Here is a 25,124-nt window from a genome sequence, read left to right as displayed (position 1 = left end):
TGTGAGACATGCGCATCGCGACCTGGAACGTGAACTCGATCACCGCCCGCCTGCCGAGGCTCCTGGCCTGGCTGGAGAGCAGCGGCACCGACGTGCTCTGCCTCCAGGAGGCCAAGGTCGCCGAGGAGCAGTTCCCGTTCGCCGAGCTGCGCGAGCTGGGCTACGAGGCGGCGGTGCACGCGACGGGCCGCTGGAACGGGGTGGCGGTGCTCTCCCGCGTCGGTATCGAGGACGTGGTCAAGGGCCTGCCCGGCGACCCCGGCTTCGACGGCGTGACGGAGCCCCGCGCGATCTCCGCGACCTGCGGCCCGGTCCGCGTCTGGTCGGTGTACGTGCCGAACGGCCGCGAGGTGGAGCACCCGCACTACGCGTACAAGCTCCAGTGGTTCGAGGCCCTGAAGGCCGCCGTCGCGGGCGACGCGGGCGGCAGCCGCCCGTTCGCCGTGATGGGCGACTACAACGTGGCGCCGACCGACGACGACGTCTTCGACCCGGCCGCCTTCGAGGGCTCGACCCACGTCACCCCGGCCGAGCGCGCCGCCCTCGCCTCCCTGCGCGAGGCGGGCCTGGAGGACGTCGTCCCGCGCCCCCTGAAGTACGACCACCCGTTCACGTACTGGGACTACCGCCAGCTCTGCTTCCCCAAGAACCGCGGCATGCGCATCGACCTGGTCTACGGCAACCAGCCGTTCGCCAAGGCCGTCAAGGACGCCTACGTGGACCGCGAGGAGCGCAAGGGCAAGGGCGCCTCGGACCACGCGCCGGTCGTCGTCGACCTCGAGGTCTAGCCCCGTCCAGCCCCCGTACGGGATCCTCGTCGGCCTCGACGTCCAGCCCCGTACGGGTTCTTTCACAGCAGCCGCAGGTCCACCGACTCCGCCAGCGCCGCGAGCCCGGCGTCGCCCGGGTGCAGATGGTCGCCGCTGTCGTACGCGGGCAGCATCCGGGACGGCCGTGCCGGGTCCCGGATCACCGCGTCGAAGTCCAGCACGCCGTCGAACACGCCGGCGCGGCGGATCCAGTCGTTGACCGCGATCCGCTCGGTGTCGACGGCGGCGGTGCACCGGGCCTCGCCCTCGCACGGCAGGATCGTCGCCGCCAGCACCCGCAGCCCGCGGGCGTGCGCGCGGCCGGCGATCTCCCGCAGCCCGTCGGTCACCCGCGCCGCGCTCGTGCCCCAGCGCACGTCGTTGACGCCCTGGAAGACGACCACCGTGCGCGCCGAGGTCTGGGCGAGGGCGTCCCGGTCGAGCCGGTGCAGGGCGCTCACCCCGCCCGAGCTCGACGAGACGCCGTCGCCCGGGTAGACGTCGGTGACCACACGGTTGGCCGAGATGCCCTGGTTGAGCACGCCGTAGCGCGGCACCTCGCTCTGCGCCAGCAGCCGCCGGGCCAGCACGTCCGGCCAGCGCCGGTTGGCGTCCACCGTCGACTTGTCCCCGTCGGTGATGGAGTCGCCGAGCAGCACGACCGAGCCCGGCCCGCCGCCCACGTCGACCCCCGTCAGCAGCGGCCAGCTGGTGATGACCGTGGTGTACGCGCCCGCCGTGGCGTCGGCCGCGTGGTCGCCGGCCTCACTGAGATACGACCGCTGCTGCGCGAGCCGGTGCACGGGCGCCGCGGGCACCGTGCCGGGGAGGTGGAAGCTGACCAGCAGACTGGTGTCCGGCGCCACCGCGAAGTCCACGGGGTCGCTGCGGACCTGGGCGCCCGCGGGGATCTCCGTGCCTCTCGCGCCCCCGAACGTCAGCGGCACCGGTGTGCCGACCGCCGCCGCCCCCGTGTCCTGGACGGCGACGGTGGCGCTGCCGATCCGCACCGGCGCGGCGGCGAACGTGTTGTCGAAGCGCAGCCGCACCCGCGGCCCGCCCGCCGAGGTGTGCACCACCAGCCGCAGCGTCCGGTCGGTCCACGGCCCCACGGCCGGATAGCCGGAGGTCGCCGTCGCCCAGCTTCCGGTCCAGCCGGTCGCCGCCGCCCGCACCGACACCGCGAACACATGCAGTCCGGCCGCGCGCGGCAGCCGTACCGAGACGACCTCGCGGCCCGGCGCGACGGGCACCGTCACGACGTACAGCCGGGCCTTCTCGGCGAGTTGACCGCCGGGGGTGTTGATGTGGGGCAGGGCCACCGCCTTGGTGGCGAGGGGGCCTCGGCGCCAGTCGGGGGCGGTCAGCAGGTAGGAGGAGACGGAGCCGTCGGCGTATCCGACCGTGCCCGAGCCGGTGACGTCCTGCCCGGTGGTGCCCGCGACGAGGAAGGCGAGGGCGTCGCCGCGGCCGTGCACCCGCACCTGCTGGCCGGCGGCGACCACGTTGTCCGGCTCGCCCGGGGCCCGCTTCGGCCAGGTCAGCCGGGCGCCCTGCACGGTGAGCGCGCGGCCGGGCGTCCAGCCGGCCGCGGCGAGGTCCCGGGCGGACAGGGAGGCGCCGGCGCCGTCGAAGTCCGCCTCGGCGGGGCGGGCGTCGTCGCTGACGGCCCGGTTGTCGAACAGCTGGGTGATCGGCCGTGGTTCGGCGCGCCGCTCGCCGGTGGCCTGCGCGGTGGCCGCCGGGATCACGGACGCGCACAGCAGGAGGACGACCGCGAGCCCTCGGACCCCTCGACGCACCAACCGGACCTCCCGACTCAGGGGACACGGACACCGCTTCCGTGAAGCTAGGCAGGGGCCGGGGAGCCGTCAACGAACCGCGGACGAACACGGCGTGAAACCGCCCGCAGGCGTGGCCGGGATCGTCCGCGTGCCCTGTGGTGCGCACGCCGGTACGAATGTCAGTCTGGAGGTATGAACATCCCTTTCCTGGGCAGCCGGCGCACGGGGCACGGGGCGGTCGACCCCGCGGGCATCGCCGAACTCCTGGCCGAGTGCGAGCTGCTGCGGTCCCAGGCGGGGGAGGCGGGGGTCCGGCTCGACGACACGGCGGCCTCCCTGGAGGCGCTGGACCAGCTGCCGCCGCGCTGGCGGGACGACGCGGAGATGCTGCTGCGGCTGGGCAACGACGCGGGTCTGTATCTGGGCACTGTCATCGTGCGGACCGTGCCCGGCGCGGCCTGGGAGATCCGCCCCGACGGGCAGCCGGTCGTCCTGCTCGCCTCCGGGCGCGAGGTCGACGTGGTGGCCGTCGGACAGGAGTGGGCGGCCAATGGGGTGCCCGAGCTGTCCCAGCTGTACGCCGAGGTCGCGGAGAGCTGAGGGGTCCAGGAGGGCCTGGAGGGGCCTGGAGGGGCCTGGAGGGGCCTGGAGGGGCCTGGAGGGGCCTGAGGGGGGCCTGGAGGGCCTGAGGGAGCCGCCCCTCGGCCCCGTTGACGTAAATACGGCTTATGTCCGGAAGGTGCGTGTCGCGTCTTAACTCCCTTCTGGGGTGGATAGTTTGCGGCAACCACGACACAGCGGAAAGTGGGTAGCGCTGAGCATGGCCGTCGATCCGTTGATCGAGCTGCGGAACGTCAACAAGTACTTCGGGGAGCTGCATGTCCTGCGGGACATCGACCTCACCGTCGGCAAGGGGGAGGTGGTCGTGGTCATCGGCCCGTCCGGGTCGGGCAAGTCGACGCTGTGCCGGGCGATCAACCGGTTGGAGCCCGTCCAGTCCGGCACGATCCTGCTCGACGGCCGGCCGATGCCCGAGGAGGGCAAGGCGCTGGCCCGGCTGCGCGCCGAGGTCGGCATGGTCTTCCAGTCCTTCAACCTGTTCGCCCACAAGACGGTCCTGCAGAACCTCTCGCTCGGGCAGGTCAAGGTCCGCGGCCGGGGGAGGGAGGAGGCCGACCGGCGCTCCCGCGAACTCCTGGAACGGGTCGGAGTCGCCGACCAGGCGGACAAGTACCCCGCCCAGCTCTCCGGCGGCCAGCAGCAGCGGGTCGCCATCGCCCGCGCCCTCGCCATGGACCCCAAGGCGCTGCTGTTCGACGAGCCCACCTCCGCCCTCGACCCCGAGATGATCAACGAGGTCCTGGAGGTGATGCGGCAGCTCGCCCGCGAGGGCATGACCATGGTGGTCGTCACCCATGAGATGGGTTTCGCCCGCTCCGCCGCCAACCGTGTGGTCTTCATGGCCGACGGCCGGATCGTCGAGGACCGCGCGCCCGACGCGTTCTTCACCGCACCCGAGAGCGAGCGTGCCCGCGACTTCCTCGCCAAGATCCTCCACCACTGAGCGGGGGCACCGCCCATGGTCCCCGTCACCCGGGCGCTCCGTGCCCGGTGGACGCCCCTTCGGCAGGGCGTCCACCGACCGGCCGCCCCCAGCGCGCCGGAACTCGACTACGATGTGCCGTTCATCCCCGTGGCGAGGGAACTCTCGCCGATTCGCGTCGGGATGCGCGGACCGTAGGGGGCAGCAGTACCCAGAGCCGGGCCGTCCGGCCGCGGCCGCCGATCACTGCTCGCGCAGCGGAATCGACACGTATGACGGGTCGTTCGCCGGTGAGGAGAAGGTCAGCCGCGCGCCGGACGGGTTGTGCTCGATGTAGAGCGGGTCGACCGTGTCGACGACCAGGGCGAGCCGGTGCCCTGCCGGGACGTCGTAGGCCGTGGAGAACAGCTCCAGGTCGACGCCGAACGGCTGACCCGGCGTCTGCCCGTGGAAGGTGTACGGCGCGTTGCTGACCAGCTTGCCGAGGCCGAGCGGGCCCACGTCGTAGAGGTACGCGACGAGGGTTCCGCTCTCCTTGGTCGAGGTGACCGTGGTGTGCAGCGTGGCGGTGCCGCGCACCCGCTGGGCGGTGGCGTACGTCTGCGACTGCCAGACGGCGGCCCAGCGGCGGGGGAGCAGGGGGATCGAGGCGACCGGCGGGACCTGGGCGATCTGGTCGAGCAGGTTGGACAGGAAGATGACGCCGCCGTCCGCGCCCGTGTTGACGTTCGTGTCGATGGTGGTGGTGCCCTGGAGGGTGATCTTCCGGTGGGTCGCCGCGACCGACTTCCAGTCCGGGTACGTCTCGTAGCCGCCTCCCGTACGGGACTTCAGCCGCACCGGCTGCTCGCGGTCGATGCCGTTGGCCTCGCCCTTGAGGTGGTGGTCGAACCAGCGCTCGGTGTCCGTCCAGACGTCGTTGGGGAGCCCGAGCAGGCCCGTCGCCTCGGCGGTCGCGTGGTCGCCGGGGCGCAGCTGGAGTCTCTTGGGGCCGGTCAGCTTCTCGTAGAAGTCGGCGTACTGGTTGGGCGGGAAGACGGTGTCGCCCCAGGCGTTGGCGAGCATGACGGCGGTGCCGTGGGCGTTGATCCGGTCCAGGTGGGTGGCGGGGGAGCGCTTCGCCCCCCAGGCGAGCATCTCGTCCTCCTTGTCCAGGTTGGACGCGAAGAAGTCCTGGAAGATCTGCTGGAGTTCGGCGCTCGGGCGGCCGGTGAGGGATCCCGCGCCCTGGAGCAGGGCGGCGGCCTGGGCGTGCTGGGTGCGGCCGGAGTAGATGGAGTCGATGAGGTCGGCCCAGCCGCTGAGCGCGGCGACCGCCTTGACCCGCTCGTCGTGGGCGGCGGTGAGCAGGCTGATCCCGGCGCCGTAGGAGACGCCCGCCATACCGATGTTCGACGCGTCGGACGGGGTGTGGGCCAGTGCCCAGTCGATCACCTTCGACGCGTCGGCTATGTCCGGTGGGCCCGCGACCTCGATATGGCCGCCGGACTGCCAGAAGCCGCGCACGTTGTAGGTGACGACCACATAGCCGGAGTCGGCGAGCCGCTGGGCCTGGGCCAGGTACTCGATCTGGGGCGTGGCCCAGCTCGTGGGCAGCACGATCAGCGGGTAGCGGCGGGAGCCGTCGGCGCCGGCGGGGGTGACGACGTTCGCCTTGAGCGTCGTACCGCCGTCGCCGGTGATGTCGACGAACCGTACGCCGCCGGTCGTGGCGTGGGCGGTGGGGGCGACGGTGAGGGCGCCACCGGCGATCAGGGTCGCGGAGACGGCGCCCACGGCGGTCGTGCGCAGGGCCTTGCGATGGAGTCCCACGGGTCACTCCTCACTCGTGTCAACGAAAGTGACCCGACGGTAACCGCGGGGGCTTACCAGGGGTAACCCGTCGGTAAGTTACGTGAAAGTAACAATCATTGAAGGGCGGACCGTTCCGCCTCCGCCGGGAGGGGCGACTGCGCCGCCCGCGTCACGTCCGCCACCAGCTCCACCACGTCCGGCCCGTACGCCTGGGAGTTGACCACCTTCAGCAGCAGCACGAAGGAGCCCTTGCCGTACGTGCGGGACAGGCGCTCGTGATGGCGGGCGAGATACCGGGTGGCGGCCTGGTTGTCGATCGCCCGCTGCCCGCAGAACAGGAACACCGGCCGCGCCTGGGGCGCCTGACCGCCGGTGAGCCGGGCCAGCAGCACGTACTCGGTGCGGCCCGGCTCCATCAGGTAGCGCTCGCCCCCGATCCGGAACGCGCCCCGCTCCGGCCCCGGTTCGCCGTCCACGTTGACCCGCACCCCCGGCAGCAGGCTCTGCAGATGGGCGGCCATCCGCCGGTTGGAGACCGGCCCGCCCACGCAGAACTCGGTGCGTTCGCCGAACCCCTGCTGGGCCGAGTCGTGCGCCACCACCTGCGCGTGTGCGTTGCAGTCCTTGATCAGCGCCGACAGCTCCAGCAGCGCGAACACGTCGTGCCGGGTCACCATCAGATCCGTGCCGCCCGCGTCCCGGTTGACCACCAGCAGCGACTCGGAGTTGTCCGGCAGCCCGAAGAACGCCTGCTTGCGGCGGAGTCGGCGGCGCCAGAGGTAGGTACGGGTGAACCAGCCCAGCGCGGCGCTTATGCCGGTCGCCAGTACGCCGAGGACGATGTTGCGCACGTCGTCGTTCATGGCGGGGCATCGTATCGGGTGCACCTGACGTGCCCATGGTCATGGACTAGGCTGCCCGAACGGCCTTTCACTGGAGGTGCGGATGCGTCGTCCCGTCGTACGCAAGCTGTCCGTCCTGGCGGTCTCGGCCGCCGTGGTGTCGGTGGGAGCGGCAGCCCCGCCCGACGCCCCCCGGACCGCCCCCGAGAAGGTACCGGTCGCCGTCGGCCACGGCGGCGCCGTCGCCAGCGTCGACCCGGACGCCTCCGCCGCCGGCATCGAGGTGCTGAGGAACGGCGGCAACGCGGTCGACGCGGCCGTCGCCACCGCCGCCGCGCTCGGCGTCACCGAGCCCTACTCCGCGGGCATCGGCGGAGGCGGCTACTTCGTCTACTACGACGCCAAGTCCCGCAGCGTGCACACCCTCGACGGCCGCGAGACCGCCCCGCTGACCGCGGACTCCGGCCTCTTCCTGGAGCACGGCAAGCCGATCCCGTTCGCCGAGGCCGTCAGCAGCGGCCTCGCCGTCGGCACCCCCGGCACTCCCGCCACGTGGCGCGCCGCCCTCGACAAGTGGGGCACCCAGCGGCTCGGCACGCTCCTGAAGCCCGCCGTGCGGCTGGCCCGCGACGGCTTCACCGTCGACGCCACCTTCCGCGCGCAGACCGCCGCCAACGAGACCCGCTTCCGCCACTTCCCCGACACCGCCGAGCTGTTCCTGCCGGGCGGCCGACTGCCCGTCGTCGGCTCGACGTTCAAGAACCCCGACCTGGCCCGCACCTACGAGGAGCTGGCCCGCAAGGGCACCGGCGCGCTCTACCGCGGCGACCTCGCCGAGGACATCGTCGCCACCGTCAACAAACCCCCGGTGGACCCGGATTCGGGCTGGAACGCCCGCCCCGGCGACCTGTCCGAGAAGGACCTCGCCGCCTACCGCGTCAAGTCCCAGGCACCCACCCGGACGACCTACCGCGGCCTCGACGTCTACTCCATGGCCCCGTCCTCCTCCGGCGGCACCACCGTCGGCGAGGCGCTCAACATCCTGGAGCGCACCGACCTGTCCCAGGCGAGCCAGGCCCGCTACCTGCACCGCTTCATCGAGGCCAGCCGTATCGCCTTCGCCGACCGGGGCCGCTGGGTCGGCGACCCGGCCTTCGAGGACGTACCGACCAAGGAACTGCTGTCGCAGCGGTACGCCGACACGCGCGGCTGCCTCATCAAGGACGACGCGGTGCTCACCAGCCCGCTCGCGCCCGGCGACCCGCGCCACCCCGCCGACTGCGGCACCACGGGCCCCGCGGCGCCCACCACGTACGAGGGCGACAGCACCACGCACCTGACGGTCGCCGACAAGTGGGGCAACGTAGTCTCCTACACCCTCACCATCGAGCAGACCGGCGGCAGCGGCATCACCGTGCCCGGCCGCGGCTTCCTCCTCAACAACGAGCTGACGGACTTCTCCTTCGCCCCCGCCAACCCGGCCGTCCACGACCCGAACCTGCCCGGACCGGGCAAGCGGCCCCGCTCGTCGATGTCCCCGACGATCGTGCTGGACCGCCACGACCGGCCCGTCGTGGCCCTCGGCTCGCCCGGCGGCGCCACGATCATCACCACGGTGCTCCAGACCCTGACCGGTTTCCTCGACCGCGGCCTGCCCCTCGTCGACGCCATCGCCGCCCCGCGCGCCAGCCAGCGCAACGCGGCCACCAGCGAACTCGAACCCGGCCTGTACGACAGCGCGGTGCGCGCCGAACTGGAGCGGATCGGCCACGCCTTCCGCCTCAACCCCGAGATCGGCGCCGCCACCGGCGTCCAGCGCCTGCCCGGCGGCAAGTGGCTGGCGGCGGCGGAGACGGAACGCCGGGGCGGCGGCTCGGCGATGGTCGTACGGCCCACCCGCTAGCCGAGGCGCGCCCCGGAACCCCGCGCCCCGGGGCGTGTCGCGCTAGCCGACCGGGGCCCGCTCCGGATGGAAGGCGAGGCGGTCGCCCGTCACGTCGACCGTGACACGGTCGCCTCGCTGGACCCGGCCGTCCAGCAGCAGCCGGGACAGGCGGTTGTCGACCTCCCGCTGGATCGTGCGGCGCAGCGGGCGCGCCCCGTACTCCGGCTGGTAGCCCTGCCGGGACAGCCAGTCCACGGCCGGATCGGTGAACTCGACGGTCACGCCCTGGGCGTGCAGCAGCCGCCGGGTCTCCTCCAGCAGCAGGTTGGTGATCCGGTGCAGCTGGTCGGGGGTGAGCTGGCGGAAGACGACGATCTCGTCGATCCGGTTGAGGAACTCGGGCCGGAAGTGCTCGCGCAGCGGGCGCAGGATCTGCTCCCGGCGCGCCTCCTCGTCGGCGTCCCCGCCCGGCCCGAACCCGATCCCGGCGCCGCGCCGGATGATCGCCTCCGAACCGAGGTTGCTGGTCATCACGATGACCGTGTTGGTGAAGTCGACCGTGCGGCCCTGGGAGTCGGTGAGCCGTCCGTCGTCCAGCACCTGGAGCAGGATGTTGAAGACGTCCGGGTGCGCCTTCTCCACCTCGTCGAGCAGGAGCAGCGAGTACGGGTGGCGGCGGACCACCTCGGTGAGCTGCCCGGCCTCCTCGTGGCCGACATATCCGGGCGGGGCGCCCACCAGCCGGCTGACGGTGTGCCGCTCCTGGTACTCGCTCATGTCGAGGCGGACCATCCGGTCCTCGCTGCCGAACAGCGCCTCCGCGAGCGCCCGCGCCAGCTCGGTCTTGCCGACGCCGGTCGGCCCGAGGAACAGGAAACTGCCGATCGGGCGGTCCGGTGAGGACAGCCCGGCCCGGGAGCGCAGCACCGCGTCGGAGACGACCCGCACGGCCTCCTCCTGGCCGACCACCCGCTCACGAAGATGCTCCTCCAGGCCCAGCAGCCGGTCCTTCTCCTCCTCGGTGAGCCGGCTGACGGGAATCCCCGTCAGCCGGGACACCACCTCGGCGATCGCCTCCCCGGTCACCTCCAGGTTCTGGCCCTCGTCGGCCTCGTCGTCCCCGGCGGCCTCGGCGATCCGCCGCTTCAGCTCGGTGATCCGGTCGCGCAGCCGCATGGCCTCCTCGTACTGCTCGTCGGCGACCGCCTGGTCCTTGTCCAGGGTCAGCTGCTCGGCCTCCCGCTCCATGGCCCGTACGTCCGTGCCCTTGGTGCGGGCCCGCAGCCGTACCCGCGCGCCCGCCTGGTCGATCAGGTCGATCGCCTTGTCGGGCAGGCGCCGGTCGGTGAGATAGCGGTCCGACAGCTCCACCGCCGCCTCCAGCGCCTCGTCGCTGTAGCGGACCTGGTGGTGGGCCTCGTATCGGTCGCGCAGGCCGCGCAGGATCTCCAGCGCGTCCTCGGTGGTCGGCTCCGGCACCAGGATCGGCTGGAAGCGGCGGGCCAGCGCCGCGTCCTTCTCGATCCGGCGGAACTCCTCCAGCGTGGTCGCGCCCACGATGTGCAGCTCGCCGCGCGCGAGCGCCGGCTTGAGGATGTTCCCGGCGTCCATCGAGCCGCCCTCGCCGCCACCGCCCGCGCCGACCACGGTGTGCAGCTCGTCGATGAAGATGATCAGCTGGTCGGAGTGGGTGCGGATCTCGTCGACGATGTTGTTCATCCGCTCCTCGAAGTCGCCCCGGTAGCGGGTGCCCGCGACGACTCCGGTGAGGTCGAGGGCGACGACCCGGCGGCCGATCAGCACGTCCGGCACGTCGCCGTCGGCGATCCGCTGCGCCAGCCCCTCCACGATGGCGGTCTTGCCGACGCCCGCGTCCCCGATCAGCACCGGGTTGTTCTTGCCCCTTCGGGACAGCACCTCGATGGTCTGCTCGATCTCGTCGTCCCGGCCGATCACCGGGTCGATGCGGCCCCGGCGGGCCTGGTCGGTGAGGTCGCGGCCGTACTTGTCGAGGGTGGGCGTGGCGGTCTGCCGTGGCCGCTCCGCGCGGGGCGCCGCCGGCCCGGCCTCCGGGGCCTCCTTCGGCCCGCCGGGGGCGAAACGCGCCGCGTTCAGGATGTGCCCGGCGGCCGAGTCCGGGTTGTTGGCGAGCGCGCTCAGCACATGCTCCGGCCCGATGTGACCGGCGCCGCTCGCCCGGGCCAGGTCGTGCGCGTCCAGCAGGGCGCGCTTGACCGCCGGGGTGAGCGACAGCGAGGTCGGCGGTGGCACCTCGCCCTCCGGGTACTGCGCCGGCCCGGAGCGCTCGTCGATCTCCGAGGCGAGCGAGTCCGGGTCCGCGCCGGAGCGGCTGAGCAGACTTCGGGTCGGCTCCGCGGACAGGGCCGCGCGGAGCAGGTGCTGGGTGTCGAGGTCCCGGCTGCCGTGTTCGGCGGCGTACCGCGCGGCGCCCTGGACCAGATCCCGGGCCGGCTGGCTGAGCAGCCGGCCGATGTCGATCTGGCGGGGCCCGGGGCGGGGGCCGCCGAAGAAGCGGGCGAGGAATTCTCCGAAGGGGTCGCCCTCCGAGCCGATGAAGCCGCTGGTCATCGTTTGGGTTCCTTCGCTGTCGACGTGCCGGGGCCGGGTAACCCGGGGTGGGCTCGTTTAAGCCACCTTGGCACGAAGTGGGGCGACAGGCATGTGCAGCACCGGCGCCCCCGAAGGGGTCACCTCGCCGTGAGAATGCGCGGCCCCTCCTCCGTGATCGCGACCGTGTGTTCGACGTGGGCCGCCCTGGAGCCGTCGTTCGTGCGGAGGGTCCAGCCGTCCGGGGCCGCGTGGTAGCCGTCGGTGCCGCCCGCGACGAGCATCGGCTCGATAGCCAGGACCATGCCGGCGCGCAGCCGCATGCCGCGGCCGGGGCGGCCCTCGTTGGGGACCGGCGGGTCCTCGTGCATACGGCGGCCCACGCCGTGCCCGCCGAAGTCCTCCGGGATGCCGTAACCGGCGTCCCGGCACACCCGGCCGATGGCGTGGGCGATGTCGCCGATGCGGTTGCCGACGACGGCGGCGTCGATGGCGGCGGCGAGGGCGCGTTCGGCCGTCTCTATCAGGCGCACGTCGGCGGGGCGGGGGCGGCCGACGGTGAAGCTGATCGCCGAGTCGCCGACCCAGCCGTTCAGCTCGGCGCCGAAGTCCAGGGAGACCAGGTCGCCGTCGCGCAGCCGGTAGCGCGTCGGGATGCCGTGCACGATCGCGTCGTTCACCGAGGCGCACAGGACGGCGGGGAAGGGGGTCGGGGCGAAGGAGGGGTGGTAGCCGAGGAAGGGTGAGGTCGCGCCCGCCTCCCGCAGCACGTCGCGGGCCAGGGCGTCCAGGTCGAGGAGGGAGACGCCCACGTCGGCGGCGTTTTGTGCGGCCGTGAGGGCGCGGGCGACGACCTGGCCCGCCTCGTACATGGCATCGATCGAGGTGTCGGTCTTCAGTTCCACCATGCCAATTACTATACCGGTATTTGAATGGGGTGCGGTATTTGAATGGGGACGCCGCTAGACTGGCGCCATGGTGCGCACCCCCCTCACCCCCGAAGAGCGCGAACGCGGCGAGCGGCTCGGCCGGCTGCTCCGCGAGGCCCGCGGTGGCCGCAGCATGGCGGAGGTGGCGGCCGGCGCCGGCGTCTCCGCCGAGACGCTGCGCAAGATCGAGACCGGCCGGGCGCCCACACCGGCGTTCTTCACGGTCGCCGCGCTCGGACGCACCCTGGGGCTGTCCCTGGACGAGCTGGCCGCGGCGGTCGGCGACGCGTCGGCCGTGGACGTCACGTCCGGGGCGGCCGCCGCCTGAGGGTGTCGCGCCCCGGCTGAAAACTCCCTGTAGCGAGCCCGTAACACGGCTCGTGTTGGCTACGGACCCGAGTGCTCCGGTCGTGCGGGGAGTGGGCGATGACAGTGGATCAGCTCCCGGATCGAGTCCGGGAGTTCGCGGACTACCTGGGTGGCCTGCTGGCCCGGCTGGACCAGGACAGCGGGTGGTGCGCCGTGTTCTGGCAGCGCGACCCCGACGGGATGAGCGCCTGCCTCGACGGGCACGAGGTCCCGCCCTGGGACGTGGTCGAGTCGCTGCTCCAGGACCTCGCCGCCGAGCACGGGCCCGAGGCCGCCGCCGAGAAGGACCGGGCGCGCGCCCTGCACGCCGCCGCGCTCGCCGCGTACGACGCCCGGCCCGGCGGCCGGGACGCCCTCGGCGACCGGCTCGACGTGATGCTCCGCGAGCAGAAGTACGCCGCCGAACGCCTCGCCGAACTGGGCCGCTCGCTCGCCGCGGCCACCACTCAGGACGCCGCCGACGCCCTCCGCCTCGACCTGGCCTGGGCCCGCGACGACCACGACCGCGCCACCGCCCGCTGCACGGAACTCCGCGCCCGCATGGCCAGGTGGGAGGGAAGCTCGTGGCCGGGTGGCAGGCGGGACGGTGAGCCTTGGCCGGCCGCTGGTCCGGGCGGTGGCCCTTGGTCGGCCGTTGGTCCGGGCGGTGGCCCGTGGTCGGTCGGTGAGCCGGGTGGTGGCCTGCGGCGGGCCACTGGTCCGGATGGTGGCCTGTGGCCGGCCGGCGAGTCGGGTGGCCCGTGGTCGGTCGGTGAGCCGGGTGGTGGCCTGCGGTCGGCCGCTGGTGGCCTGCGGCCGGCCGACGCCGCAACCGCCGCGCCGGCCCCCGCGACACCCAGCCCCGTGACACCCAGCCCCGTGACACCCAGCCCCGTGACACCCAGCCCTGCGACACGCAACCCGGTGACGCCCGCCCCCGCCACCACCCCTACGCCCCTTGCCACCCCTGCGCCTCCTGCCACGACCCCCGCGACCCACACCACCTCCACCACGACCCCCACCACCCCCGCACCCCCCGCGCCCACCGCCACCCCCAAGCCCCGCAAACGGCGTCGCGGCAGTGCCCGTTTCGCCGGGATCGGCGAGGACAGCGACGGTCCGGTCGTCGTCCCGGACGTTGCCCAGGCGGTGCCCGCCGTGCCGGTCGCGCGGGGTGGGCGTACGCCTCGGGGCGCGCGGTTCGCGGGAGCAGGGGAGGAGACGCCGGTGGTGGAGGTGCCGCGGAGCGAGCCCGTGGACGCGGAGGCGCGGCGCGAGGCGGGGGCCGTGGTCGAGGCGTTGGCGCGGCTGCGGGCCGAGGGTCGCAGCGGGGAGGCGCACGCGCTGCTGGTCGAGGCCGCGCGGTGGCCCGCCGCCCGGTTCCCGCTGCTCGCCGCCGAGATGGAGCGCGCGGGCCTGGCCGCCGACTGGGCGACCCTGCTGTGGGAGACCGCCTCGCTGCCCGCGGACCGGCTGGTGGCCGCCGCCGACGCGCTGACCGCGGCCGGGCGTGACGCGGACGGGCAGCAGATCCTGCGGCAGGGCGTCGTCCGCCCCGCCGTGGAGATCGGGCAGGCCGTGCTCGGACTGACCACCGAGGGCCGCCGCCGGGAGGCGGACGCCCTCCTCGACGCCTACGTCCGGGTCCGCACCCCGGAGGAGGCGGTCCGCAGCGCCGCACCCGCCCCGCAGACCCTCGTCCCACTGCTGCTCCAGGCCGCCGCGCGGGTCTCCGGGGAACGCCACCGGGACCTCGTGCACGCCCTCCGCGTGGCCGGACTGGCCACCTGACCGGCCCCGCCGCTCACCCACAGGAGTGGCAGTCGCGACGGACCGCGCGGGTTGCCGACGATGGTCTTGGCAAGGCCTTCCCGGAGGCATACGTTCATCCCTCTACGACCTGCGTCTACGGGCGTAGAGGCTCTGACGTCCCGTCGAAGGAGCAGCTCATGGCCAACGTCGTACGCGCCGCTCTGGTCCAGGCGACCTGGACCGGCGACACCGAGTCCATGGTCGCGAAACACGAGGAGCACGCCCGCGAGGCGGCCCGCCGGGGAGCCAAGGTCATCGGGTTCCAGGAAGTCTTCAACACCCCGTACTTCTGCCAGGTCCAGGAGCCGGAGCACTACCGCTGGGCCGAGCCGGTCCCCGACGGCCCGACCGTGCGCCGGATGCGCGACCTCGCCCGCGAGACCGGCATGGTGATCGTCGTCCCTGTCTTCGAGGTCGAGCAGTCCGGCTTCTACTACAACACCGCCGCCGTGATCGACGCCGACGGCACCTACCTCGGCAAGTACCGCAAGCACCACATCCCCCAGCTCAAGGGCTTCTACGAGAAGTACTACTTCCGGCCCGGCAACCTCGGCTGGCCCGTCTTCGACACCGCCGTCGGCAAGGTCGGCGTCTACATCTGCTACGACCGCCACTTCCCCGAGGGCTGGCGCCAACTCGGCCTGAACGGCGCCCAGCTGGTCTACAACCCGTCGGCCACCCACCGCGGCCTCTCCGCCCACCTGTGGCGCCTGGAGCAGCCCGCCGCGGCCGTCGCCAACGAGTACTTCGTGGCCGCCATCAACCGCGTCGGCCAGGAGGAGGAGTACGGCGAGAACGACTTCTACGGCACGAGCTACTTCGTCGACCCGCGCGGACAGTTCGTCGGGGAGGTCGCCGGCGACTCCAAGGAGGAACTGCTCGTGCGCGACCTCGACTTCGACCTGATCGACGAGGTGCGGCGGACGTGGGCGTTCTACCGCGACCGCCGCCCCGACGCGTACGAAGGGCTGGTACGGCCGTGACCGAGAACCACATCACCAGGGACCTGCTGGGACGACACCGCGCGGTGCTGCCCGACTGGCTCGCCCTCTACTACGACGACCCGATCGAGATCACCCACGGCGAGGGCCGGCACGTATGGGACGCCGAGGGCAACCGGTACCTCGACTTCTTCGGCGGCATCCTCACCACCATGACCGCCCACGCCCTGCCCGAGGTCACCAAGGCGATCAGCGAGCAGGCCGGGCGGATCATCCACTCGTCCACGCTCTACCTCAACCGGCCCATGGTCGAACTCGCCGAGCGCATCGCCCAGGTGAGCGGCATCCCCGACGCCCGCGTCTTCTTCACGACCTCCGGCACCGAGGCCAACGACACCGCGCTGCTGCTGGCCACCACCTACCGGCGCAGCAACACCGTCCTCGCGATGCGCAACAGCTACCACGGCCGCTCCTTCTCCACCGTCGGCCTCACCGGCAACCGCGGCTGGTCCCCGACATCCCTGTCCCCGCTGCAGACGCTGTACGTGCACGGCGGCGTCCGCACCCGCGGCCCGTACGCCGCACTCGACGACCGCGCGTTCATCGCGGCCTGTGTCGAGGACCTGCGGGACCTGCTCGGCCACACCCGCCCGCCCGCCGCCCTGATCGCCGAACCCATCCAGGGCGTCGGCGGGTTCACCTCTCCGCCGGACGGCCTGTACGCCGCCTTCCGCGAGGTGCTGCACGAGCGCGGCGCGCTGTGGATCGCCGACGAGGTGCAGACCGGCTGGGGCCGCACCGGAGAGCACTTCTGGGGCTGGCAGGCGCACGCGCAGTCCGGCCCGCCGGACATCGTCACCTTCGCCAAGGGCATCGGCAACGGCATGTCCATCGGCGGCGTCATCGCCCGCTCCGAGATCATGAACTGCCTGGACGCCAACAGCATCTCCACCTTCGGCGGCACCCAGATCACCATGGCCGCCGGCCTCGCCAACCTCACCTACCTGCTGGAACACGACCTCCAGGGCAACGCCCGGCGGGTCGGCGGGCTGCTCATCGAACGGCTGCGGGCCGTCGCCGCGCAGATCCCGGCCGTACGGGAGGTCCGCGGGCGCGGTCTGATGATCGGCATCGAGCTGGCGAAACCCGGCACCGACGAGGCCGCCCCCGAGGCCGCGGCGGCCGTGCTGGAGGCGGCCCGCGAGGGCGGACTGCTCATCGGCAAGGGCGGCGGCCACAACACCAGCGCCCTGCGGATCGCCCCGCCGCTGTCCGTCACCGTCGCGGAGGCCGAGGAGGGCGCCGCGATCCTCGAACAGGCCCTGCGGAGCATCGCCTAGCCGCCCAAGAGACAGCCGAAGAGACAGGGGGACACCGCCATGACCGTCGGCCACGAACTGCCGCCCGCCCTGTCGGTCCGCCAGGTGCTCACCCTGGAACGCGTCCTCGCCGGCGAGCCCGAGGTGGTGGCGGGCGCCGACCGGCTCGACCGCCCGGTGCGCTGGGTGCACGTCGCCGAGGCCGCCGACGTCGGCGTGATGCTCAGCGGCGGCGAGATGGTCCTCACCACCGGCGTGCTGCTCGTCGGCGACGAGCACAAGCAGGCCGAGTACATCCGCTCCCTGCACCGCGCGGAGGCCGCGGCCGTCGTCCTCGGACTCGGCCGCGCCTTCCCCGCGCCGCCCCCCGCGATGTGCCGGACCGCCGAGCGGTGCGGACTGCCCCTGGTCGTCCTGCACCGCCCGTTCCCGTTCGCCCAGCTCACCGAGGAGGTGCAGTCCCGGCTCGTGCGGCGCAACTTCGCCGCGGTCAGCCTCTCGGAGACCGTACGCACCGCCCTCACCGCGCTGATCACCGCCGGGGCACCGCTCCAGGACCTCCTCGACGAGATCGCCCGGCACAGCGGCTGCCCCGTCGTCCTCACCAACCTCGCCCACCGGGTGCTCGCCACGGCCGGCGAACGCCCCGCCGTGGAGGACGTACTGCGCGACTGGGACCGTATCGCCCGGCAGGCCGGCGGCCGGGAGGGCGACGGCTGGATCCGCGCCGAACTGGGCGGACGCGGGCAGCGGTGGGGACGGATCGTGCTGTGCGGCCACCGCGGCGACACCGCCGCCGGCCGGCTGCTCGCCGACCGCGCCGCCGAGGCACTGATACTGCACCGCCTGCTGGGCGGCGCCGCGCACCCATGGGAGGAGCAGTCCGCGCGGAGCCTGCTGACCGACCTGGTCTCCGGAGCCGTACCGGCGCGCCGGCTGCTGCCCCGGGCGCGGGCCGCCGGACTGCCCGTGGGACGGCGCGCCTACGTCCCCCTCGTGGTCCGCGACGTCCGGCCCGCCGTGCTCGAGCGCACCCTGCGGCTGCTGGGCCTGCCCGGGCTGGTCGCCGGGCTCGCCGACGGCGCCACCGCCGTCCTGCTCAGCCTCGCCCGCGACCAGGACGCCCCGGCGCTCACCGAGCACTTCGCCGCCCGGCTGCGCCAGGAGGGCCACCCCGCCGTCGTGGCCGCCGCCGACGCCCGCACCGACTGGGACGAGGTGCCCGCCGGGCTGCGCGAGGCCCGGCACGTCGCGGACGCCGCGGCCGGATCCCCGGCAGCCCTGGACCTCCCGGCCGTGGTCCGCCTGAAGGACGTCCACCTCAGGGGCCTCGTCCGGCTGCTGCGGGACGACCCGCAGGTGCAGTCGTTCGCCGAGCGGGAGCTGGCCGGGCTGCTCGGCCGGGACCGGCAGGACCTGCTGCCGGTGCTGCGCACCTATCTCGCCACCGGCCGCAACAAGTCGCGCACCGCCCAGCTCCACCATGTCTCCCGGCCCGCCCTCTACCGCCGCCTGGAGGCGATACAGGCCCGCCTCGGTGTGGACCTCGACGACTTCGAGCAGGCCGCCTCGGTCCACATCGCGCTCCTCGCGCACGACGCGCAACACCGGTGAAACCTGTGACGACCTGGGAAAACGGCGGTGAAACATGGGCCCCGCACAGCGTGACACGGTGACACGCCGCCCGCCCGCGGACGTGACACGGTGCATCTCAAAGCCGGCCGTCCGGCTTTCTACGCTCACGGCACACCGAGCCACCGCAGCGACCGGAGGTCCCGATGAGCCGAGTGATCCGCGCCGCCGTCTTCCAGACCGCCTGGACCGGCGACAAGGAGTCGATGATCCGGGTGCACGAACAGGCGGCCCGCGACGCCGCCGCGCAGGGCGCCCACGTCCTCTGCTTCCAGGAGCTGTTCTACGGACCGTACTTCTGCCAGGTCCAGGACCCCGCCTTCTACGCGTACGCCGAGCGGATCCCCGAGGGGCCGATCGTCCGCCGCTTCCAGGCGCTCGCGAAGGAGCTGGGCCTCGTCCTCGTCCTGCCGATGTACGAGGAGCAGCAGCCCGGCGTCCTCTACAACACCGCCGCCGTGATCGACGCCGACGGCTCCTACCTCGGCAAGTACCGCAAGACCCACATCCCGCAGGTGCGCGGCTTCTGGGAGAAGTTCTACTTCCGCCCCGGCAACAGCGGCTGGCCCGTCTTCGACACGGCCGCGGGGAAGATCGGCGTCTACATCTGCTACGACCGCCACTTCCCGGAGGGCTGGCGGGCGCTGGGACTGGCGGGCGCCGAGATCGTCTTCAACCCCTCGGCCACCTCCCGCGGCCTGTCCGGCTACCTCTGGCAACTGGAACAGCCCGCGGCGGCCGTCGCCAACGAGTACTTCGTCGGCGCGATCAACCGGGTGGGCGTCGAGGAGTACGGCGACAACGACTTCTACGGCACCTCGTACTTCGTGGACCCGGAGGCCCAGTTCGTCGGCGAGGTGGCGAGCGACAAGGAGACCGAACTGGTCGTGCGGGACCTGGACATGGCGAAACTCCGCGAGGTCCGCGACCGCTGGCAGTTCTACCGGGACAGGGCGCCGGGGGCCTACTCGCCGCTGACGGCGCCGTAGAACTCCGGCAAGGACAACTCCCTGAAGGGGCGCGGGGCTGCATCGATATGCGGCTCCGCCGCGCGGGCGCGACCAAACCACAAACGACCGGCATGTACCCACAGCGAGGAGCGACCACGACATGAGCAGCCGGACAGTCATCCGCGGCGGCCTCGTCATCACGGCCTCCGACGAGATCCACGCAGACATCCTCATCGAGGACACCCGCATCGCCGCCCTCGCCGCCTCCGGCACCCCCGCCGCCGAGGCCTGGACGGCCGACCGGACCATCGACGCCACCGGCAAGTACGTCATCCCGGGCGGCGTCGACGTCCACACCCACATGGAGCTGCCCTTCGGCGGCACCTTCGCCTCCGACACCTTCGAGACCGGCACCCGCGCGGCGGCGTGGGGCGGCACGACGACGATCGTCGACTTCGCCGTCCAGAGCGTCGGCCACGGCCTGCGCGAGGGCCTCGACGCCTGGCACGCCAAGGCGGAGGGCAACTGCGCGATCGACTACGGCTTCCACATGATCGTCTCCGATGTGAACGAGGAGACGCTGAAGGAGATGGACCTCCTCATCGAGGAGGGCGTGACCTCGTTCAAGCAGTTCATGGCCTACCCCGGGGTCTTCTACTCCGACGACGGCCAGATCCTGCGCGCCATGCAGCGCTCCGCCGAGAACGGCGGCCTGATCATGATGCACGCCGAGAACGGCATCGCGATCGACGTACTCGTCGAGCAGGCGCTGGCCCGCGGCGAGACCGACCCGCGCTACCACGGCGAGGTCCGCAAGGCGCTGCTGGAGGCCGAGGCCACCCACCGCGCGATCCGGCTCGCCCAGGTCGCCGGCGCGCCCCTGTACGTCGTGCACGTCTCCGCGATGGAGGCGGTGGCCGAGCTGGCCAGGGCGCGCGACGAGGGCCTGAACGTCTTCGGCGAGACCTGCCCGCAGTATCTGTTCCTGTCGACCGACAACCTCGCCGAACCGGACTTCGAGGGCGCCAAGTACGTGTGCAGCACGCCGCTTCGGCCGCGCGAGCACCAGGCGAAGCTCTGGCGGGGCCTGCGCACCAACGACCTCCAGGTCGTCTCCACCGACCACTGCCCCTTCTGCTTCACCGGCCAGAAGGAGCTGGGCCGCGGCGACTTCTCCAAGATCCCCAACGGTCTCCCTGGCGTGGAGAACCGTATGGACCTGCTCCATCAGGCCGTCCTCGACGGGCACATCTCGCGCCGCCGCTGGATCGAGATCGCCTGCGCCACCCCGGCGCGGATGTTCGGCATGTACCCGAAGAAGGGCACCATCGCCCCCGGCGCGGACGCCGACGTCGTCATCTACGACCCGCACGCCGAGCAGGTCATGTCCGCCGAGACGCACCACATGAACGTCGACTACTCGGCGTACGAGGGCAAACGCGTCACCGGCCGGGTCGAGACCGTGCTCTCCCGCGGCGTGCCCGTCATCACCGAGCGGGAGTACACCGGACGCGCCGGGCACGGCGTCTACACCCCCCGCTCCACCTGCCAGTACCTCAACTAGGAGGAGTGCTCATGGACTTCGGACTCGTCCTCCAGACCGACCCGCCCGCCTCACGCGTCGTCAGCCTGATGAAACGCGCCGAACGCAATGGCTTCCGCTACGGCTGGACCTTCGACTCCGCCGTGCTCTGGCAGGAGCCGTTCGTCATCTACAGCCAGATCCTCGCCAACACGCAGAAGCTGACGATCGGGCCCATGGTGACCAACCCGGGCACCCGCACCTGGGAGGTCACCGCCTCCACCTTCGCCACCCTCAACGACATGTTCGGCAACCGCACGGTGTGCGGCATCGGCCGCGGCGACTCCGCGATGCGCGTCGCCGGCCGCAAACCCAACACGCTCGCCCGGCTCGGCGAGGCGATCGACGTCATCCGCGACCTGGCCGAGGGCCGCGAGGCGGTCGTCGACGGCAAGCCCGTCCGCATCCCCTGGATCCGCAACGGCAAGCTCCCGGTCTGGATGGCGGCGTACGGCCCGAAAGCCCTCGCCCTCGCCGGACAGAAGGCGGACGGCTTCATCCTCCAGCTCGCCGACCCCTTCCTGACCGAGTGGATGGTCAGGGCGGTGCGCGACGCCGCGGAGGCGGCCGGCCGCGACCCGGCCTCGATCACGATCTGCGTCGCCGCGCCCGCCTACGTCAGCGACGACCTCGCGCACGCCCGCGACCAGTGCCGTTGGTTCGGCGGCATGGTCGGCAACCATGTCGCGGACCTGGTGAGCCGGTACGGGGAACACTCCGGCCTGGTGCCGGAGGCGCTCACCGCGTACATCAAGGCACGGCAGGGCTACGACTACAGCCACCACGGCCGCGCCGGCAACCCGTCCACCGACTTCGTGCCCGACGAGATCGTGGACCGCTTCTGCGTCCTGGGACCGGCATCGGCGCACGTGGAGAAGCTGAGCACGCTGCGGGAGCTGGGCGTGGACCAGTTCGCGCTGTACGACATGCACGACGCGCAGGAGGCGACGATCGAGGCGTACGGGGCCGAGGTCATCCCGGAGCTGGCGGGGTGACCCCGGCGACGTGGAGCGGGTCGCCGGGGTGGGCGCGGGACGGTCCTTCAGGGCACTAGGCGCACTTGAACTTGAAGTCTCCGTTCGCGGAGGCCGTTGAGGGCGCGGTCACCTTCAGGTCGGCGAAGCTCGACTGCTCCGAGCCGGCGGCGGCATCAGGCCGCGCGGGGATGGTGAATTCCTTGGTGACCTGCTTCGACTCTTCAGGTCCCGTGAACTCGAGCTTCTGTTGCGCATGGGTCTTGCCCGGCGTGGCCCACTGGTAGCTGACGGTGCCCTTGCCCTTGGCCTTGATGACGCCGGTGGCGGTGAACTTCATCGTGTTCTTGCAGTCCAGCCCCGTCAGCGGCGCGGCGTTCACGAAGTCCAGGTCGACCAGGTCGACGGCTCCCGGCTTCGCGCCGTCCTTCGGCGGCGGCGGGGTCTCGCACGAGACCTTCTGGTTCTTGCCCTTCGACTTGAAGAACACGGTGTACTCGCCGTACTCCACGTCCTTGAACGTGTGGTCGCCGTTCTGGTTCACCTTGCCCGAGACGGTCTCCTCATCGGACTCGGCGCGCACGTTGGTGTTCTTCGGGAAGTTGTCGAGCACGAGGTTGTGCTTGGGGCTGTCTTTCTTCCCCACCCTCTCGAGCTCACAGGACGGGCCACCCTTCTGGGCCGGAGCGGACGCTGGTGAGGCCGCCTGTGCGGCGACCGCGGGCGCGAGGGCCAGCGACGTGATCACCAGTGGGCTCAGGAGGAGTACGAGGCGACGTTGCCGATTCATGCTGCTACTTCCCTTCCTGGGACAGGGGCGGCCGGAGTGGCCCATAGGAAGCAACATCACCGTGACCCGCCGGGCGTGACGCGAGCGTGACAGCGATGTGACCGCACTCGTTTTTCCCGTCCCTCATCCGATTGGTCTGCCATGACAGAAGCCGTTCACCAGGGAACCCCCGCCGACCGAATAGACCTGGCCCCCGAGGCCTTCCCCGCCGACAGCCCTTTCGCCAACGAGGACCTGCGGCCCGTCCCGGTCTCCGAGCGCCGCTGGACGACGTACAACTTCGCCGCGCTGTGGATCTCCATGGCGCACTGCATCCCGAGCTGGACGCTCGCCTCCGGTCTGGTCGCCCTGGGTATGGACTGGAAGCAGGCCGTGTTCACCATCGCCCTCGCGAACGTCATCGTGCTGCTGCCGATGCTCGCCACCGGGCACGCCGGACCCAAGTACGGCATCCCCTTCCCGGTCCTCGCCCGCGCCTCCTTCGGGCTGCGCGGCGCCAACGTCCCGGCGCTGATCCGCGCCGCCGTGGCCTGCGGCTGGTTCGGAATCCAGACCTGGATCGGCGGCAGCGGCGTCTTCCTGCTCGGCTCCAAGCTCACCGGCGGCGAGTGGGAGAACGCCGGGCGGATCGCGGGCAACCCGTGGCCGCTGTGGCTGTGCTTCCTGCTCTTCTGGGCGGTGCAGATCGCGATCATCCTCCGCGGCATGGACTTCCTGCGGCACTTCGAGAACTGGGCCGCACCGTTCGTCCTCGTCGGCGCGTTCGTGCTGCTGGTCTGGATCGCCGTCCAGGCCGACGGCTTCGGTGAACTGCTCTCGCAGCCCTCGAAGCTCGGCTGGGGGGCCGACTTCTGGCCGGTCTTCTTCCCGTCCCTGATGGGCATGATCGGCTTCTGGGCGACGCTGTCGCTGAACATCCCCGACTTCACGCGCTTCGGCGCCAGTCAGAAGGCCCAGACCTGGGGCCAGTCCCTCGGCCTGCCGACCACGATGACGCTGTTCGCGATCCTCGCCGTGCTCGTCACCTCCGGTTCGGAGGTGGTCTACGGCGAGCCGATCTGGGACCCGGTGACCCTCGCGGCCAAGGCCGACAGCGTCTTCGGGCTGCTCTTCGCGCTCGTCACCGTGCTGGTCGCCACCGTCTCCGTGAACATCGCGGCCAACGTGGTCTCCCCGGCGTACGACCTCGCCAACCTGGCGCCGAGGCTCATCACGTTCCGCACCGGCGCGCTGATCACCGGTGTCGTCGGCATCCTGATCTTTCCGTGGAAGCTGATCTCCACGCCCGAGTTCTACATCTTCACCTGGCTCGGCGTGGTCGGCGGGCTGCTCGGCACGGTCGCGGGCATCCTCATCGCCGACTACTGGATCGTCCGCCGTACGGTCCTGCACCTCGCCGACCTGTACACGCCCGGCGGGCGCTACTGGTACGCGGCCGGCTGGAACTGGCGGGCGCTGGTGGCCTTCGCGGCCGGGGGAGTGCTCGCCGTCGGGGGGTCGTACTCGACGGTGAACGCGGACGGTGTGGCGTCGGGTCCCTTCCCGGCGGACGGACTGATCCCGTTCCTGAAACCGCTCGCCGACTACGGCTGGGCGGTGGGCCTCGCGGCCTCGCTGGTGCTGTACGTCGCGCTGATGCGGGCGGGGCGGGAGCGGGTCGCCGTCTGAGGCCCGCGCCTACGAGGGGGCGAGGCCTCCTGGAGGTCCCCTTTTGCGGCCTCCTGGAGGCGGGGCCGGCGGGCGAGGGCCGGTGGCCAGGGGCGTCAGCCCGTGCCGCCGGCCTCCGTCAGCGCGGCCACCGCGGCCTTGGCCGCCTTGATGGCGCCCTTGTTGATCTCGTCCGTCGAGGGTGCCGTCCTCGTCTCGAAGTCGGAGCCGTTGTACGTCACCGTCACCAGCGCGTTGGCCACGCGGACCAGCACCATGCCCTCACGGGTCTGCTGCTTGTCCTCGGTGGTGAGGTTCACGACGGAGTACGCCGCGTCGCCGAGCCCCGGCACCGCCCCGCCGCCGCTCTTCTCCGCCTTGCGCGCCTCGTACTGCTTCTCCGCCTTCTCGTCCGAGTCGCCGATCTCGAAGGAGACGTCGAGCCAGCGGTAGTCGTAGCCCTTGAGGGCGTTCCACGAGCAGGTGCGGCGCACGGAGGAGTCCGTGGACGGGAGTTCCTTGCCGGCCGGTTCGGCGCCCGGCACGAGGGAGGCGATCGTCTTCTCGGGCAGGCTGTCGCACGGCGCCGGGGCCTCGGTGTACGTCTTGGGTACCGCCGTCGTCGACGGCGCGGACGTGGACGACCGGGTCCCGGTTCTCTCGGGCGTCTTGCTTTGGGCGGCGGTGGTCGTCTCGGGGCCGGACGACAGGGCCCAGCCCGCGCAGGCGAGCACCGCGACCGGGGTCAGACGTGCGGTGAGGGCGAGCGGCAGGGGAAGAGAACGCACGGCGCACTTCTCGTCGGGGTCGGTGCGGAGGGAGTCCGCACTGCGGACGGGACGACAGTGTCACATGAGTCCCCGTGGGGCGGAAGTGCCAACTCGCTCCGTGCCCGCGCGGTAACGGTGCCTCACCGGCGGCGCGTTGTATGCCCGGTATATCCCCCGTGTGTCCGCCCGCGGTGATCGATAGCCT

At 72.2% G+C, this 25,124-nt stretch carries 20 protein-coding genes; 13 read left to right on the top strand and 7 right to left on the bottom strand.

The features are described 5' to 3' along the window. Positions 1 to 8 precede the first annotated feature (8 nt). Complete coding sequence (locus ACIG0D_RS07225; protein WP_399796853.1) at positions 9 to 788, top strand: exodeoxyribonuclease III; 780 nt, start codon at positions 9 to 11, stop codon at positions 786 to 788. 62 nt (positions 789 to 850) lie between these two features. On the opposite strand, the gene ACIG0D_RS07220 is transcribed toward ACIG0D_RS07225, so the two are convergent. Continuing rightward, positions 851 to 2,611 carry a GDSL-type esterase/lipase family protein gene (locus ACIG0D_RS07220; protein WP_399797091.1) on the bottom strand — a complete coding sequence of 587 codons (1,761 nt, stop codon included), beginning with the start codon at positions 2,609 to 2,611 and terminating at the stop codon, positions 851 to 853. Between the two features lie 174 nt (positions 2,612 to 2,785). Between ACIG0D_RS07220 and ACIG0D_RS07215 the strand changes: the two genes are divergently transcribed. Together ACIG0D_RS07215 and ACIG0D_RS07210 are read left to right on the top strand one after the other, a co-directional pair. Beyond that, entirely contained in the window at positions 2,786 to 3,193 is a 408-nt protein-coding gene (locus ACIG0D_RS07215) for a DUF6278 family protein (RefSeq protein WP_399796851.1), read from the top strand. A gap of 220 nt (positions 3,194 to 3,413) precedes the next feature. Further along, positions 3,414 to 4,157: an amino acid ABC transporter ATP-binding protein gene (locus tag ACIG0D_RS07210; RefSeq protein ID WP_399796849.1), complete on the top strand. Its 744-nt coding sequence runs from the start codon at positions 3,414 to 3,416 to the stop codon at positions 4,155 to 4,157. Positions 4,158 to 4,379: 222 nt separating this feature from the next. On the opposite strand, the gene ACIG0D_RS07205 is transcribed toward ACIG0D_RS07210, so the two are convergent. Beyond that, a complete protein-coding gene (locus ACIG0D_RS07205; protein WP_399796847.1) occupies positions 4,380 to 5,948 on the bottom strand; it encodes an alpha/beta fold hydrolase in 1,569 nt (522 codons plus the stop codon). Between the two features lie 95 nt (positions 5,949 to 6,043). Next, entirely contained in the window at positions 6,044 to 6,793 is a 750-nt protein-coding gene (locus tag ACIG0D_RS07200; RefSeq protein WP_399796845.1) for a hypothetical protein, read from the bottom strand. A gap of 82 nt (positions 6,794 to 6,875) precedes the next feature. On the opposite strand from ACIG0D_RS07200, the gene ggt reads away from it, so the two are divergent. Beyond that, positions 6,876 to 8,675, top strand: coding sequence for a gamma-glutamyltransferase (gene ggt, locus ACIG0D_RS07195; RefSeq protein ID WP_399796843.1), 1,800 nt, complete (start codon positions 6,876 to 6,878; stop codon positions 8,673 to 8,675). A gap of 42 nt (positions 8,676 to 8,717) precedes the next feature. Here ggt and ACIG0D_RS07190 read toward each other — a convergent pair whose 3' ends face one another. Both ACIG0D_RS07190 and map read right to left on the bottom strand, forming a co-directional pair. After that, the gene (locus ACIG0D_RS07190) at positions 8,718 to 11,246 is read right to left on the bottom strand and encodes an ATP-dependent Clp protease ATP-binding subunit (protein WP_399796841.1); all 2,529 of its coding nucleotides are present in this window, start codon (positions 11,244 to 11,246) and stop codon (positions 8,718 to 8,720) included. Positions 11,247 to 11,365: 119 nt separating this feature from the next. Then, positions 11,366 to 12,133, bottom strand: coding sequence for a type I methionyl aminopeptidase (map, locus tag ACIG0D_RS07185; protein ID WP_399796840.1), 768 nt, complete (start codon positions 12,131 to 12,133; stop codon positions 11,366 to 11,368). A gap of 67 nt (positions 12,134 to 12,200) precedes the next feature. Between map and ACIG0D_RS07180 the strand changes: the two genes are divergently transcribed. From ACIG0D_RS07180 to ACIG0D_RS07145, 8 genes are all read left to right on the top strand, one after another. Then, positions 12,201 to 12,482 (top strand): helix-turn-helix domain-containing protein, encoded by a 282-nt coding sequence (locus ACIG0D_RS07180; protein WP_399796838.1) that lies wholly within the window; start codon positions 12,201 to 12,203, stop codon positions 12,480 to 12,482. Positions 12,483 to 12,580: 98 nt separating this feature from the next. Beyond that, entirely contained in the window at positions 12,581 to 14,293 is a 1,713-nt protein-coding gene (locus ACIG0D_RS07175; RefSeq protein WP_399796837.1) for a hypothetical protein, read from the top strand. Positions 14,294 to 14,451: 158 nt separating this feature from the next. After that, positions 14,452 to 15,297, top strand: coding sequence for a nitrilase-related carbon-nitrogen hydrolase (locus ACIG0D_RS07170; RefSeq protein WP_365761578.1), 846 nt, complete (start codon positions 14,452 to 14,454; stop codon positions 15,295 to 15,297). A gap of 11 nt (positions 15,298 to 15,308) precedes the next feature. Continuing rightward, positions 15,309 to 16,595 (top strand): aspartate aminotransferase family protein, encoded by a 1,287-nt coding sequence (locus tag ACIG0D_RS07165; RefSeq protein WP_399797090.1) that lies wholly within the window; start codon positions 15,309 to 15,311, stop codon positions 16,593 to 16,595. Positions 16,596 to 16,634: 39 nt separating this feature from the next. Next, a complete protein-coding gene (locus ACIG0D_RS07160) occupies positions 16,635 to 18,188 on the top strand; it encodes a PucR family transcriptional regulator (protein WP_399796836.1) in 1,554 nt (517 codons plus the stop codon). Positions 18,189 to 18,352: 164 nt separating this feature from the next. Then, on the top strand, positions 18,353 to 19,195 hold the full coding sequence (locus tag ACIG0D_RS07155) for a nitrilase-related carbon-nitrogen hydrolase (RefSeq protein WP_399796835.1): 843 nt from the start codon (positions 18,353 to 18,355) through the stop codon (positions 19,193 to 19,195). A gap of 121 nt (positions 19,196 to 19,316) precedes the next feature. Continuing rightward, positions 19,317 to 20,720 (top strand): dihydropyrimidinase, encoded by a 1,404-nt coding sequence (gene hydA, locus ACIG0D_RS07150; RefSeq protein ID WP_399796833.1) that lies wholly within the window; start codon positions 19,317 to 19,319, stop codon positions 20,718 to 20,720. Between the two features lie 11 nt (positions 20,721 to 20,731). Then, on the top strand, positions 20,732 to 21,733 hold the full coding sequence (locus ACIG0D_RS07145) for a TIGR03842 family LLM class F420-dependent oxidoreductase (protein ID WP_399796831.1): 1,002 nt from the start codon (positions 20,732 to 20,734) through the stop codon (positions 21,731 to 21,733). 55 nt (positions 21,734 to 21,788) lie between these two features. Here ACIG0D_RS07145 and ACIG0D_RS07140 read toward each other — a convergent pair whose 3' ends face one another. After that, complete coding sequence (locus tag ACIG0D_RS07140) at positions 21,789 to 22,460, bottom strand: hypothetical protein (protein WP_399796830.1); 672 nt, start codon at positions 22,458 to 22,460, stop codon at positions 21,789 to 21,791. Between the two features lie 183 nt (positions 22,461 to 22,643). Here ACIG0D_RS07140 and ACIG0D_RS07135 point away from each other — a divergent pair, with 183 nt between their 5' ends. Further along, positions 22,644 to 24,170 carry an NCS1 family nucleobase:cation symporter-1 gene (locus ACIG0D_RS07135; RefSeq protein WP_399796829.1) on the top strand — a complete coding sequence of 509 codons (1,527 nt, stop codon included), beginning with the start codon at positions 22,644 to 22,646 and terminating at the stop codon, positions 24,168 to 24,170. A gap of 95 nt (positions 24,171 to 24,265) precedes the next feature. On the opposite strand, the gene ACIG0D_RS07130 is transcribed toward ACIG0D_RS07135, so the two are convergent. Continuing rightward, positions 24,266 to 24,937 carry a hypothetical protein gene (locus ACIG0D_RS07130; RefSeq protein WP_399796827.1) on the bottom strand — a complete coding sequence of 224 codons (672 nt, stop codon included), beginning with the start codon at positions 24,935 to 24,937 and terminating at the stop codon, positions 24,266 to 24,268. Between the last annotated feature and the right edge of the window lie 187 nt (positions 24,938 to 25,124).

The sequence above is a fragment of the Streptomyces sp. NPDC052773 genome, assembly GCF_044547145.1.
GTDB lineage: Bacteria > Actinomycetota > Actinomycetes > Streptomycetales > Streptomycetaceae > Streptomyces.
Note: the sequence above shows the minus strand (reverse complement) of the source record. Positions and strands in the feature narration are given on the sequence as shown.

Excerpts from the sequence above, each read along its gene's own strand:
- ACIG0D_RS07175 (WP_399796837.1), top strand. The coding sequence starts at position 12,581 with ATGACAGTGGATCAGCTCCCGGATCGAGTCCGGGAGTTCGCGGACTAC.
- ACIG0D_RS07135 (WP_399796829.1), top strand. The coding sequence starts at position 22,644 with ATGACAGAAGCCGTTCACCAGGGAACCCCCGCCGACCGAATAGACCTG.
- map (WP_399796840.1), bottom strand. The coding sequence starts at position 12,133 with ATGGTGGAACTGAAGACCGACACCTCGATCGATGCCATGTACGAGGCG.
- ACIG0D_RS07170 (WP_365761578.1), top strand. The coding sequence starts at position 14,452 with ATGGCCAACGTCGTACGCGCCGCTCTGGTCCAGGCGACCTGGACCGGC.
- ACIG0D_RS07160 (WP_399796836.1), top strand. The coding sequence starts at position 16,635 with ATGACCGTCGGCCACGAACTGCCGCCCGCCCTGTCGGTCCGCCAGGTG.
- ACIG0D_RS07225 (WP_399796853.1), top strand. The coding sequence starts at position 9 with ATGCGCATCGCGACCTGGAACGTGAACTCGATCACCGCCCGCCTGCCG.
- ACIG0D_RS07155 (WP_399796835.1), top strand. The coding sequence starts at position 18,353 with ATGAGCCGAGTGATCCGCGCCGCCGTCTTCCAGACCGCCTGGACCGGC.
- ACIG0D_RS07200 (WP_399796845.1), bottom strand. The coding sequence starts at position 6,793 with ATGAACGACGACGTGCGCAACATCGTCCTCGGCGTACTGGCGACCGGC.
- ACIG0D_RS07180 (WP_399796838.1), top strand. The coding sequence starts at position 12,201 with ATGGTGCGCACCCCCCTCACCCCCGAAGAGCGCGAACGCGGCGAGCGG.
- ACIG0D_RS07210 (WP_399796849.1), top strand. The coding sequence starts at position 3,414 with ATGGCCGTCGATCCGTTGATCGAGCTGCGGAACGTCAACAAGTACTTC.
- hydA (WP_399796833.1), top strand. The coding sequence starts at position 19,317 with ATGAGCAGCCGGACAGTCATCCGCGGCGGCCTCGTCATCACGGCCTCC.
- ACIG0D_RS07145 (WP_399796831.1), top strand. The coding sequence starts at position 20,732 with ATGGACTTCGGACTCGTCCTCCAGACCGACCCGCCCGCCTCACGCGTC.
- ACIG0D_RS07215 (WP_399796851.1), top strand. The coding sequence starts at position 2,786 with ATGAACATCCCTTTCCTGGGCAGCCGGCGCACGGGGCACGGGGCGGTC.
- ACIG0D_RS07190 (WP_399796841.1), bottom strand. The coding sequence starts at position 11,246 with ATGACCAGCGGCTTCATCGGCTCGGAGGGCGACCCCTTCGGAGAATTC.
- ggt (WP_399796843.1), top strand. The coding sequence starts at position 6,876 with ATGCGTCGTCCCGTCGTACGCAAGCTGTCCGTCCTGGCGGTCTCGGCC.